Annotated in this window: 10 protein-coding genes and 2 pseudogenes; 11 read left to right on the top strand and 1 reads right to left on the bottom strand. The window is 62.1% G+C overall.

Annotated features, from left to right (window positions below; genetic code table 11):
• Positions 1-199: 199 nt before the first annotated feature.
• The 3 genes and pseudogenes from OKC30_RS16225 to OKC30_RS16215 form a co-directional block, all read left to right on the top strand.
• Positions 200-565: a hypothetical protein gene (locus tag OKC30_RS16225; protein WP_160839000.1), complete on the top strand. Its 366-nt coding sequence runs from the start codon at positions 200-202 to the stop codon at positions 563-565.
• 56 nt (positions 566-621) lie between these two features.
• Positions 622-864 (top strand): annotated as a pseudogene (locus OKC30_RS16220) (transposase); the annotation flags it as partial.
• A gap of 21 nt (positions 865-885) precedes the next feature.
• Positions 886-1,626: pseudogene (locus OKC30_RS16215) on the top strand (LysR family transcriptional regulator); the annotation flags it as partial.
• A gap of 57 nt (positions 1,627-1,683) precedes the next feature.
• On the opposite strand, the gene OKC30_RS16210 reads toward OKC30_RS16215, so the two are convergent.
• The gene (locus OKC30_RS16210) at positions 1,684-3,456 is read right to left on the bottom strand and encodes a M4 family metallopeptidase (RefSeq protein WP_160839002.1); all 1,773 of its coding nucleotides are present in this window, start codon (positions 3,454-3,456) and stop codon (positions 1,684-1,686) included.
• 351 nt (positions 3,457-3,807) lie between these two features.
• Here OKC30_RS16210 and OKC30_RS16205 point away from each other — a divergent pair, with 351 nt between their 5' ends.
• The 8 genes from OKC30_RS16205 (at position 3,808) to putP (ending at position 12,702) form a co-directional block, all read left to right on the top strand.
• The gene (locus tag OKC30_RS16205) at positions 3,808-4,362 is read left to right on the top strand and encodes a GNAT family N-acetyltransferase (RefSeq protein WP_010675529.1); all 555 of its coding nucleotides are present in this window, start codon (positions 3,808-3,810) and stop codon (positions 4,360-4,362) included.
• A gap of 37 nt (positions 4,363-4,399) precedes the next feature.
• A complete protein-coding gene (locus OKC30_RS16200; RefSeq protein ID WP_160839004.1) occupies positions 4,400-4,954 on the top strand; it encodes a GNAT family N-acetyltransferase in 555 nt (184 codons plus the stop codon).
• A 175-nt stretch (positions 4,955-5,129) separates the two neighbouring features.
• Positions 5,130-6,236 carry a 1-acyl-sn-glycerol-3-phosphate acyltransferase gene (locus tag OKC30_RS16195; protein WP_010675527.1) on the top strand — a complete coding sequence of 369 codons (1,107 nt, stop codon included), beginning with the start codon at positions 5,130-5,132 and terminating at the stop codon, positions 6,234-6,236.
• 309 nt (positions 6,237-6,545) lie between these two features.
• Positions 6,546-7,016, top strand: coding sequence for a YhcH/YjgK/YiaL family protein (locus OKC30_RS16190; protein ID WP_010675526.1), 471 nt, complete (start codon positions 6,546-6,548; stop codon positions 7,014-7,016).
• 218 nt (positions 7,017-7,234) lie between these two features.
• Positions 7,235-8,434 (top strand): acetate kinase, encoded by a 1,200-nt coding sequence (locus tag OKC30_RS16185; RefSeq protein ID WP_010675525.1) that lies wholly within the window; start codon positions 7,235-7,237, stop codon positions 8,432-8,434.
• A 131-nt stretch (positions 8,435-8,565) separates the two neighbouring features.
• Complete coding sequence (locus OKC30_RS16180; protein ID WP_160839006.1) at positions 8,566-9,807, top strand: mechanosensitive ion channel family protein; 1,242 nt, start codon at positions 8,566-8,568, stop codon at positions 9,805-9,807.
• A gap of 185 nt (positions 9,808-9,992) precedes the next feature.
• Positions 9,993-10,919 (top strand): L,D-transpeptidase family protein, encoded by a 927-nt coding sequence (locus tag OKC30_RS16175; protein ID WP_160839008.1) that lies wholly within the window; start codon positions 9,993-9,995, stop codon positions 10,917-10,919.
• A gap of 274 nt (positions 10,920-11,193) precedes the next feature.
• Entirely contained in the window at positions 11,194-12,702 is a 1,509-nt protein-coding gene (gene putP, locus OKC30_RS16170) for a sodium/proline symporter PutP (RefSeq protein WP_045525661.1), read from the top strand.
• Positions 12,703-12,810 lie beyond the last annotated feature (108 nt).

Below are 12,810 nucleotides of genomic sequence, written 5' to 3'. Positions count from 1 at the left end.
AGAGATCTTTATCTTTGGTCCGGTGCATCTTGTTGATGATCCGGCGTCGCTCATCATGGTCGGGGAGTGTTAGTATCATTTCGGGCTCGGCTCGTTTGTCGTTTGATTGGTTTGGCGATTAATCAGATCGCACAAACGACGCCGAGTTCCCTTCTTTCCCGGATAAGTGATCTACATTTCGGAACGGTTATTTAGCAATATGTTGAAGATCGAAGATCTCAACTCGGCAAACCTGCAGACGCTGATCAACAAGATCACGACCCTGTCTGCCAATGGGGCGACCAACTACGAGGATGCCTTCATCAAGGCGACCGAGTGGTTCAATACCAAGCCGGGTAGCGGGACAGGCCTGAAATTCGAAAACCTGACCTACTTCCTGACCGACGGCGATCCCACTGTGCACAACGGTGACTCCTCGTCCGGTGGTACCACGAATGATGCCGACATGCAGAAGGCCATCGACGCCTTTGCGTCGCTGTCGGGATTGAGCGAGGTCAAGGCGATTGGCATAGGGAAGGTGCGAATAAGTCATATGGCACGAGAGCATTTACTGGTAACCCATTGATATTAAATGACTAAAATTTTCATTTTTTGTTCTTGGGATACTTGTTCGCACTTTCCCTAGGGCACTATATACGGCAGCACTGGCGGATAGAGAACAGCCAGCATTACATTCTTGATGTGGTGTTCAACGAGGATGCTTCCAGGATAGCGATGGAGGATGCGGTCGAGAATATGGCGCTATTCCGGCGGTTCGTATTGAATATCGTAAAACAGAGCAATTGTGGTGCTCGAAGTCAGAGAAACAAGCTAAAAAGAGCCGGCTGGAATGACGACTATCGGGCTCAGTTATTCTTTGGTTAAAATATCAACAAAGTGTGCTCCCGCCCTGGGGCCACCCCGACCCCGGCCTGCGAGCAGTTTCTGCCTGCCGCGACTGCGGCCCTGAGCGCACTGGAAGGGGGGCGGCTGGCGATGCAGGGGGCGCCTGCATTGCCGCGGATCCGGCTCTCCTGCCTTCCCTCCCTGACCACGGCGGTGTTCGGCCCCCTGCTGCTGGCCTTGGTGGATGAGACCTTCGAGATCCGCTGCAACACGGATCACTCTGGCATCATCATGCAGGAGTTGCTGACCGGCGAGACCGACGTGGGCTTCATTCTCAAGTGCCCTGCCATCGCGGGCATCCAGCTCGAACTGCTTTACCGTTCCCCCATCATCGCCGTGGCCTGCGCCACCCACCCGCTGGCCGGGCGGCAGGGGCTGACCCTGCAGGACATTGCCAACGAGCGGCTGGCGCCCCAGCAGTGGGGGACGGGCTGCGACGAGCTGATCCTGCAGTTGCGTCTGCTGCGCCAGGTGGCGAGCCCGCTGCACGCCATCCAGCCAGCAAGTGCGGCGCGGGAGCTGGCGCTGGAGCACGGCTTCATCACCCTGATGCCGGCGCTCGCCATCACCCGGGATCTGGAGTTCGGTCGCCTGGTGAAGCTGGACGTGGTGGATCTGCCACCGGATCACTGGGACGTGATGATGGCCTGGCGCAGCGGCAAGCGCCCCAATCCCGCCAAGGAACGGGTGCTGGAGGCGGCCCGTACCCTGGCCCGGCGCTGGTCGGGCAAGCGGACATAAAAAAGCGCCGGACCAGGCCGGCGCTCTTCGTTAATTCTCCTTGATGCCCGCTCAGACTCAGTAGCTGGCCTTGAGGGTGACGCCGGAGAAGGCGCTGAACCCGCTCAGCTGCACGTGCCAGGTCCCCGCCTTGGGGGCGTTCAGGGTACAGGTTTCGGCATTGCCGCTCTTGTAGGGGCGGCAGTCATAGCTGCTGGCGGTCGGCGCGCTACCGAACTTCACGTAGAGATCCGCATCCCCGCTACCGCCGCTGCTGGTCACCACCAGCTGGCTTCTGCCGGCGGGCACCTCGACGGTGAAGTTCAGCTTGCCCCCCTTGGCGGCGGTGAGATTGCTCACCGGTACCCCGTTTTGCAGCACGCTGCCCGGTTGGGGCGTGGTGCCGCCGCAGGTGGCATTGACCCCGACGGCGGTGAAGGCGGCTGCCACGTCGCTCACGCTGTAGCCGAGATCCGTGGCAGCCCTGGTTACCCCGCACGCCCCCTGATCGAAGGTGGTATTGGGGCCCCAGTAGAGGCGGTTGGCCAGCACGAACACCTCGAACGCCTTGCGGGTTTGCCAGCCGCTGGTGTTGGCCAGCAGGTAGAAGGCGCGGTTGTAGACACCGGAACTGTGGTGCACGTCGATGCCGTCATAGTAATCGCTGGCGTGGCCGATGGACTTGCCGTCCCGGGCCGGGTCCTCGAAGTAGCGCAGTGAGCCGTTGCCCTTGAAGATCTGGGCCCCCACCAGCCAGTCGTTGCTGCCCTTCATGTAGTACTCGGCCGCTTCCCCCGCCATGTCGGAGAAGGCCTCGTTGATGCCGCCCGACTGGCCGGAGTAGACCAGGCCCGAGTTCTGCTCGGTGAAGCCGTGGCTCACCTCGTGGGCCGCCACGTCCAGACTCACCAGCGGGTAGAAGGTGGTGGCGCCGTCACCGAAGGTCATCTGGCTGCCGTCCCAGAAGGCGTTCTCGTAGTTGCGGCTGTAGTGCACCTGCATCTTGAGCTTGAAGCTGAGCGGCGCCGTGTTGTACCAGTTGCGGTACATGTCGAACACCACGTTGCCGAAGTAGTGGGCATCGTTGAGAGGGGAATAGGCACCGTTGATCTCCTTGACCGTGTTCTCCGGGCAGGTGAACTGGTGGATGGTGCCCCCCGTGGTGCCGTGATTCATGTTGAGGGTGTCCACGTTGGTCCCCGTCATGCGGCAGTTGTCATCCACCTGCAGGGGGCCAAAGTCGGCGCCGTAGAAATACTTGCCGGTCTTGACGTTACCCCCCGGGCCGGTGGCGTCCTTGTGGTTGATCCCCTCCCAGCGTTTGAGCTCGCTGCCGGTCTGGGCGTCGATCATCACGAAGGGGCGGCTCGGTTCCTTGCTGGCGGCGAGCCAGGAGACCAGATAGACCAGTCTGGCCTGGCCGGTCTCATCCTGCATCACGAACAGCTTGACCTGTTCGTTGCTCCCCTTGGCACCGCTGCGAGCCTGGCGTGCGGCGTCGCTGGCGGAGAGGGCAACGGCCGGGCCTGTCAGGTCGGCATCGATCTTGCGCAGCATGGTGCCGGACACCTGATTGACCTGGCCCCCCAGCGCCTGATCGGCCACCAGAACCTGGCCCCACACCGGAATCCCCTGCCAGGTCTGCTCATAGCGTATCCGCTGCTGGCCATTGGGCAGCGTCACCGCCCGTACCTTGCGAAACTCGCCATCCCCGGCGCCAAGGGCGCCAATCTTGGCGGCGCCGCTCACCGCACCGGTCAGGTCGGAGACCTGGTTCACTTCCACCTGTTCTGCCGCCATGGCGGCGCTTCCCCAGCAGGCCAGCATGACGGCCAAATAGACTTTGTTCATCTCGTCTTTCCTTAGTCGATGAAGATTACACGCCGGGTCCGTTGCCCGGCGCTCTTACACTAGTGGGAAGGGGGAAAATAACGGCCTGTCATTTGTCACAGGGCAGCGAAAACAGGTAGCACGATTCACTTTTACAGCGTCAATCATCCACAAATACTGGTAATGGCAGCATGTTGAACCGCTGTGAGGGGTGATTGATGACCTTGGGATCAAGGTGCCCGCATGGGGATCGCCATATGGGGGTTGCCAGCGGGGAAGCCAGTTGAAAAGTCCTTGGCAAACAAGGGATTGATTGACTACATTGGCTCCCATGACGGCAGATGGCCGGAGTGGAACCGGGGAGGAGTGGCGATGTTTTCATGGCAACTGGATGACGAGCTGGCGCTCCTGTTCCTGCAACCCGACATGGCCAGCGAGCTGTTTCGCCTCTGCCAGCGCAATCGCGACTACCTCTCCCAGTGGCTGCCCTGGGTGCCCCACATTCAGCAGCCCGCCGACAGCGCCACCTTCATTCGCCACGCCATCGAGAAGTTTGCCCGAGGGGAGGGGCTGACCACGGCCATCGAGTATCAGGGGGAGGTGGTCGGCGTCATCGGTTACAACCAGATCGATCAGGATCTCGGCAAGGTGACCATCGGCTACTGGCTGGCGGAGCGCTGGCAGGGGCACGGCATCATCACCCGGGCCTGCCAGGCCCTGATCCATCACGCCTTCGAGGAGATGGGGATGGAGAAGGTGGAGATCAGCGCCGCCCTCGAGAACGAGGCGAGCCGAGCCGTGTGCGAGCGGCTGGGAATGACCCAGGAGGGGATCACCCGGCGGGCGGAGCGGCTGGCGGACAGGGTGGTGGATCATGTGCACTACGGCCTGCTGCGGGACGAGTGGCTGAGGCTGAGGGATCTCTGATGACCTTCCTGTCCGCTTCCAACCTCCTGAGGGTGAGATGACGACGCTGTCCCACATTGCCACCCCCCGTACCCGGCTGACCGTGCTGACCCCGGAGCGGGCCTGCCTGATGGTGGATTTCTATCTGCGCAATCGCGCCCACCTGGCCCCCTGGGAGCCCAGGCGGGAGGAGAGCTTCTACACCCTCGCCCACTGGCAGACCCGCTTGCGCGATGGTTACGGCCACTATTTCGAGGGCAGTGCCGTGCAACTGGTGGCGCTCGATCCCAGGGGGGAGCGGGTGCTCGCCACCTGCAATTTCACGAACATTGTGATGGGCATGTTCAAGGCGTGCCACCTGGGCTATGCCATCGACAAGGAGCACGAGGGGCAGGGCCTGATGCAGGAGGTGGTGGCTGCCGGCATCGATCACCTGTTCCGGGAGCGGGGCCTGCATCGCATCATGGCCAGCTACATGCCCGCGAACCTGCGAAGCGGCGCGCTCCTTGAACGGCTGGGGTTCGAGCAGGAGGGATACGCTCGGGACTATCTGATGATCAACGGCCGCTGGGAGGACCACGTCCTCACCGCGCTCATCAATCCCGCTGGCTAGCAGAGCCGTTGTCGAAAGGGGGGGCTGGCGGGTGACCGCCATCGCTTTTTCACTGCAAGATCGCACTATCTGTACGCCTCTCATACCCCTGGGGATAAAAGCGTGTAAAATTGCGCCCTGAATTTTCCCGGCCGGCAGACGCAGGCCGCGACTCCATACATGCAAGGCAGACATTGTGACAGAAGTAGATAGATTCGCGGACATTCGCCCCTATCGCGATGAAGAAGTACCGGCTGCCATCGAGCGGCTGATCCAGGATGACGAGTTTATCGGCGCCATCGCCAAATACCGCTTCGGTTCCCTGATGAGCTGGCTGGGTTGGGCCATTCGCCCGCTGATCCGCCAGTTCCTGCGCCACAAGTGGGCCAAGGTCAGCACCATCCATCAGGTACAGATGGGGGTGACCCGCTACATGACCCGGATGATCGCCACCTCCACCCAGGGAGTGAGCTTCTCCGGGCTCGAACACCTCAAGAAGGAGCAGGGCTACCTGTTCGTCTCCAACCACAGGGACATCGCCATGGATCCGGCGTTCGTCAACTGGGGGCTGCACACCCACGGGTTCGATACCGTGCGCATCGCCATCGGCGACAATCTGCTGCGCAAGCCCTGCGCCACCGAGCTGATGAAGCTCAACAAGAGCTTCATCGTCAAGCGCTCCGCCAAGGGGCCGCGGGAGATGATGAAGGCCCTCGGGGAGCTGTCGGCCTACATCGGCCAGTCGGTGCACGAGGGGCACTCCATCTGGATCGCCCAGAAGGAGGGGCGCGCCAAGGACGGAGATGACAAGACCGATCCTGCCATCCTCAAGATGTTCTACGTGGACGGCAAGAAGCAGAAGATCGAGTTCGTCGACTACATGCGCAGCCTCAACATCGTGCCGGTGAGCATCAGCTACGAGCTGGACCCCACCGACAAGGCCAAGGCGCGCGAGCTCTACGAGAAGTCGGTCAACGGCAGCTATGAGAAGGGCGAGTTCGAAGACATCGAGAGTATCGTCGCGGGCATCGTCGGCCAGAAGGGGCGGGTACATGTCTCCTTCGGCGCCCCCATTACAGAGGGCTTCAGCGATCCGGACGAGTTGGCGGCGCTCATCGACAAGGCGATCTGGAGCAGCTATCGCCTCTTCCCGGGCAACTACCTCGCGGCGGATGTGCCCGGCAAGGCCAGCACCATAGAGCAGAGTGCCTTCCTGACTCGCCAGTCCGAGGTGCCACAAGAGCACAAGGCCATCTGGCGCGCCATGTACGCCAAGCCGGTGGAAAACGCCGGCAAGGTTTGAATGGCACCGCTTTGAGTGGGTGATGGAAAAAAAACGGGAGCAGATGCTCCCGTTTTTGCGTCTGGTCAAAGTCGGGGGAGATTGGGTAGTGAATAATATTGTTTCAACTGGTACGATCATCGGGTGAATGGGCGAGTATCTCTTGGCAGGGGCAGACGAGTATGCAACAGTGACTCGGCGCCATCGGCTTGGAAGCGACAGCGCCCCCGTCTGCACGGATGGCAGACGAGACGATAAAAGGACCTTCAATGGTCCTTTTTCATTGGTGCACAAAGATAGACCACAGATATATCTAAGGATGCGAACCTCATGATCACCGGCAGTCTGGATACCTTGCAACGCACCCCCTTGCCCGCCCCCCTGAACCGTATCGTGGCCGAGGTGGTGCAAAGTGTCGAACGCTGGCTGCACGCCCCCCTCGGCAAGCAGGAGGTCGACGGCCTCACGCTGTTCTGCCTGGTGAGCGAGGATCTGACAGAGCCGGTGGCGGATCGCCGGGGCGAGTTTCATGAGCAGTATCTGGACATCCAGCTGCTGCTGCGCGGCGAGGAGTGGATCGGCGTGGGCCCTCACGCCTACAGCCGGGACGGTGCCGATCATCCTCACCCCGATCTCTGGTTCGTCGATGACGAGCAGACCAGTTATCTGGCGTTGCAGCCCGGTGACTTCGCCATCTTCTGGCCGGGAGAACTGCATCGCCCCCTCTGTACCCTGACGACCCCAGGTCCGGTCAAGAAGCTGGTCGTCAAGGTTCACCAGTCGCTGCTGACCGGCGCCTGAGTGGCAACCGGGGCCTGGAGTCCCGAGTGATTGGGCCAACAGAGGCCCGTTGCGAATCGCTGATTCGACGCGCGCGCCAGACGAACGGTCTGCGCCCAACGATTTGAAAAATTGGACGCACCCTCCTGCGACCATAAGCCCCCGGCAGGGGAATCCCATCCATCGCTGGATGACACGACACTGTCGGCGTAAAGCCGAAGCACAGGAAGATGTAGAACATGAGCAAGTTGGTATTGATCCTTAACTGCGGTAGCTCTTCCCTGAAATTTGCCGTAATGGACGCTGAAACGGGCGAGGACATGCTGTCCGGCCTGGCCGAATGCTTCAATCTGGATGACGCACGTATCAAATGGAAACTCCACGGGGTCAAGGGCGACGCCATGCTGGGCGCAGGTGCCGCGCACCAGGAAGCCCTCGACCACATCGTGGGCCACATCCTGCCCCAGGATCCCGCCCTGGCCGATCAGCTGGTCGCCATCGGCCATCGCATCGTGCACGGCGGCGAGCAGTTCTCCCGCTCCGTGCGCATCGATGACGGCGTGATCGCCGGCATCGAAGCTGCCATTCCGTTCGCCCCCCTGCACAACCCGGCGCACCTCATCGGCATCCGTGCCGCCCTCAAGGTGTTCCCGGCCCTGGCCGACAAGAACGTGGCCGTGTTCGACACCGCCTTCCACCAGACCCTGCCTGAGGAAGCCTACCTCTACGCGCTGCCCTACAAGCTCTATCGCGAGAACGGCATCCGTCGTTACGGCGCCCACGGCACCTCCCACCGCTTCATCGCCGAAGAGACCGCCAAGGCGCTGGGCAAACCGCTCCATGAGCTCAACATCATCAACTGCCACCTGGGCAACGGTGCCTCCGTCTGCGCCATCAAGAACGGCGAGTCCGTCGACACCTCCATGGGGCTGACCCCGCTGGAAGGGCTGGCGATGGGCACCCGCTCCGGTGACATCGACCCTGCCATCGTCTTCTTCATGCACGACAACCTGGGTTACAGCGTGGACAAGATCAACCAGGTGCTGACCCGCGAATCCGGCCTGCTGGGCATGACCGAGGAGAGCAGCGACTGCCGCTACGTCACCGGCAACTACGCCACCGACGCCGGTGCCAAGCGTGCACTGGACGTCTTCACCTATCGCGTTGCCAAGTACGTCGGAGCCTATGCTGCCGCCATGGATGGTCGCCTGGACGCCCTGGTGTTCACCGGCGGCATCGGCGAGAACGCCGCCATGGTGCGCGAGATGGTGCTGGCCCGACTGGCCCTGCTCGGCTTCAAGATCGACAAGGAGGCCAACAACGCAGCCGTACTGGGCGGTGAAGGCCCCATCACCGTCGAAGGCAGTCGTCTGGCCCTGGTGATGCCCACCAACGAAGAGCTGGTGATCGCCCGTGATGCCCTGAGCCTGGTCGGCTAAGGCACCCTCTGGTGATGACAACGCCCGGCCCCTGCCGGGCGTTGTCGTTTCGGCAATAGTGAGCGTCCTGTCATTTGACATGGGGGACCAGATGCGTACCCTGACCGCTGTGTGATATTGCGGAGGTAACGATGAAAGAGATGTTTTTCAACTGGTTGTCAGGCCTGGGGGTCGATGTGACCCCCATGATGGCCCTGGTGATTGCCCTGGGGTTCATCGTGCTGACCGCCATGGTGCTGCACCTGGTGCTGCACCGCATCCTGCTGGTGCGCCTGGTGGGGCTGCTTGGCAAGACCAAGCAGATGTGGCTGCCGCCCCAGTTGCAGCAACGCCTCTTCTACCGGCTCGCCTTCGTGTTCCAGGGGGCCGTACTGCTCGGTCAGGCGGAGATCTGGCTGCCCAAAGCGTCCGAGAGCCTGGCGCTTATCGAGTTGCTGGCCCAGCTCTGGATCCTGCTGTTCCTGCTGCTGGCCCTGTTCGCCCTGCTCGACTGCCTGCTCTCCCTGAGCCGCCATACCCGGCTTGGGCGGGATCTGCCCCTGCGCGGCATCTTCCAGGGGGTGAAACTGGTGGCCAGCATCCTGGTGGGCATCCTGATGATCGCCCTGCTGCTCGGCAAGTCGCCGCTCTTCCTGTTCAGCGGCCTGGGGGCCATGACCGCGGTCCTTATGCTGGTGTTCAAGGACCCCATCCTCGGCCTGGTGGCGGGTATCCAGCTCTCCGCCAACCGCATGCTGAGCGTCGGTGACTGGTTGCAGATGGACAAGTACGGCGCGGACGGCGAGGTGACCGACATCGGCCTCACCACGGTCAAGGTGTCGAACTGGGACAAGACCATCACTACCATCCCCACCTATGCCCTCATCTCCGACTCCTTCAAGAACTGGCAGGGGATGACCGAATCCGGCGGGCGCCGCATCAAGCGCAGCGTCAACATCGACATGACCAGCGTGCGCTTCCTCACCTCGCAGGAGCAGTTGCAGCTCAAGCAGGCCAGGTTGCTGGCACCCTACCTCAGCCGCAAGGAGCAGGAGCTCAGCAGCTACAACCAGCAGCTCAGCGATGCCATCAGCTGCCCCATCAATGGTCGCCACCTCACCAACCTCGGCACCCTGCGCGCCTATCTGGATGCCTACCTGCGGACTCATGCGGGCATTCGCAAGGACATGACCCTGATGGTGCGCCAGTTGGCACCGACCACGGACGGCCTGCCGCTGGAGATCTACTGCTTCACGGCGACCACCGCCTGGGCCGAGTATGAAGGGATACAGGCTGATATTTTCGACCACATATTTGCGATAATTGAGCAATTCCATCTGCGTTTGCATCAGTCGCCAACCGGTTATGATATGCACAGTTGGAAAAACGGCTGATCCCGCTTATGACAAGGTGCCGTGGCGCAGCGCGGCACCGTATTTAATCACCGACCCGTCAGCACGTGGCGGTTGAAATTTGCATGGCAGAGGAGAAAAATGGCGGCCTTCTCTTCGCCCCGGGCGCGCCCGTCGCCTCCGCGCTGGCCAGAGTGCTGAACCACCCCCTTTATCACAGGAAAGTTATGAAGCTCCTCCACAACACGGCGGCCGCACTGTGCTGCTCCCTGATCCTGGCCGCCATGCCCGCCCTCGCCATCGAATATGCCCTGCCCGCAGCCAACAGCCGCCTGGTGGGGGAGAACCTGGACTACGTGGTGTCCCCGGAAGAGGCGGGCCAACCCCTGGAAGCGGCAGCGGCCAGATTCCAGCTCGGCTTGACCAACATGCTGGAAGCCAACCCCCAGGCAGACCCCCTGCTGCTGCAGGCGGGCGAGAAGCTGGTCGTGCCGCATCAGCTGATCCTGCCGGATGCCCCCCGTGAAGGCATCGTGCTGAACGTCGCCGAGATGCGCCTCTACTACTACCCCAAAGGCAAGAAGGTGGTGGAAGTGCTGCCGATTGGCATCGGCCAGCTCGGCACCGACACCCCGGAAGACTGGGTGACCAGCGTGCAGCGCAAGAAGGCGGGCCCGACCTGGACCCCGACCGCGAAGATGCACGCCGAGTACGCCGCCCGTGGCGAGACCCTGCCTGCGGTCTGGCCGGCCGGTCCGGACAACCCCATGGGGCTGTTCGCGCTCTACATCGGCAAGATGTACGCCATCCACGGCACCAACGCCCAGTTCGGCATCGGCCTGCGGGTGAGCCACGGCTGCGTGCGTCTGCGCAACGACGACATCGAGTACCTGTTCAAGCAGGTCCCGGTCGGTACCCGCGTCCAGTTCGTGAACCAGCCCATCAAGGCCTCTGTCGAGCCGGATGGCCGCCGCTACCTGGAAGTGCACCAGCCCCTCTCCCGCAACCAGGAGGAGTTCAACTCCAGCCTGCCGGCCCCGCTGCCCATGTCCACCGCCGTGACCCGCTTCATCGCCCACGCGGACAGCGACTCCCGGCTGGTCAAGCAGGCCCTGGAGCAGCGCAGCGGCATGCCCATCGCCATCAACCGCTGATCCCGCCCGTCGGTACTCCGAGCCCCGGCCACTGTCGGGGCTTTTTTATGGCGCGGGGGAGGGGATCATCAGGGTAAACCCTTGGCAGATCGGGATAAAATCCGGCCTTATTGCAATTGAGTGGTTGCTTGGTTAGGTGTTAAACGTTTTCCATGTGTTTTTTATTTGTTAAAAGTGGTTGTGGTCCGGCGATCTGCTGATTACTCTAGGCCGGTTTTTTTAAGGAAGAGTCCGTCGCAAGAACGGGCACAGACGTCACATAACGGAGTTTTGAATGACAGCTAGCACCCCCATGCTCATCACCTTTCTGGTGTACATCCTCGGGATGGTGTTGATCGGCTTCATCGCCTATCGCGCCACCCGTAACTTTGACGACTACATTCTCGGCGGCCGCCGGATGGGGAGCTGGGTGACTGCCCTCTCCGCCGGTGCCTCCGACATGAGTGGCTGGCTCCTGATGGGCCTGCCTGGCGCCGTCTTCATCGGCGGCATCTCCGAGAGCTGGATCGCCATCGGCCTCATCATCGGTGCCTACTTCAACTGGCGCTGGGTGGCCGGTCGGCTGCGGGTTCACACCGAGAAGAACCGCAACGCCCTGACCCTGCCGGACTATTTCACCTACCGCTTCGAAGACAAGAGCCGGGTGCTGCGCATCCTCTCCGCCCTGGTGATCCTGCTGTTCTTCACCATCTACTGCGCCTCCGGCGTGGTGGCCGGTGCCCGCCTGTTCGAGAGCACCTTCGGCATGAGCTATGACACCGCCCTCTGGATCGGTGCCGCGGCCACCATCACCTACACCTTCTTCGGCGGCTTCCTCGCGGTAAGCTGGACCGACACCGTGCAGGCGACCCTGATGATCTTCGCCCTCATCCTGACTCCTGTGTTCGTCATCATCGCCGTGGGCGGCATCGACACCGCCATGGTGCAGGTGGCGGCGCAGAACGCCAGCAACCTCGACATGTTCAAGAACCTGGACTTCATCGCCATCATCTCTCTGATGGCCTGGGGCCTGGGCTACTTCGGCCAGCCCCACATCCTGGCGCGCTTCATGGCGGCGGACTCCCACCACTCCATGGCCAGCGCCCGTCGCATCAGCATGACCTGGATGGTGCTGTGCCTGGGTGGCGCCGTGGCCATCGGTTTCTTCGGCCTGGCCTACTTCTCCACCTTCACCGAGCAGGCGGGTGGCGTGACCGCCAACCCGGAGCGCGTCTTCATCGAGCTCTCCAAGATCCTGTTCAACCCCTGGATTGCCGGCGTGCTGCTCTCCGCCATCCTGGCGGCGGTCATGAGTACCCTCAGTTGCCAGCTGCTGGTCTGCTCCAGCGCCATCACCGAGGATCTCTACAAGCCCTTCCTGCGCAAGAACGCCTCCCAGAAAGAGCTGGTGTGGGTCGGCCGCGCCATGGTGCTGCTGATCGCCCTGGTGGCCATCGCCGTCGCCACCAACCCGGAAAACCGGGTGCTGGGGCTGGTGAGCTACGCCTGGGCCGGTTTCGGTGCCGCCTTCGGCCCCGTGGTGCTGCTCTCCGTGCTCTGGTCCCGCATGACCCGCAACGGCGCCCTGGCGGGCATGCTGGTCGGTGCCCTGACCGTCATCATCTGGAAGCAGTTCGGCTGGCTGGGTCTGTACGAAATCATCCCGGGCTTCCTGTTTGCCACCCTGGCCATCGTGCTATTCAGCCTGCTGGACAAGGCCCCCTCCAAGGCCATGCAGGATCGCTTCGCAGAAGCCGAGCAGGAGTTCCAGAGCCCCATGGCAGACGCCATCGCGGCAAAATAACCCCCGCCTCGACGACAAAAGCCCCGCAACTGCGGCAATGCTGATCAGTTAAGGATCCATTGACCGATCCTTCTGCTGTAGGACAATCCGGAACCAATCACTGGTTCC

It is taken from the genome of Aeromonas sp. QDB18 (assembly GCF_027705325.1).
GTDB lineage: Bacteria > Pseudomonadota > Gammaproteobacteria > Enterobacterales > Aeromonadaceae > Aeromonas > Aeromonas caviae.
Note: the sequence above shows the minus strand (reverse complement) of the source record. Positions and strands in the feature narration are given on the sequence as shown.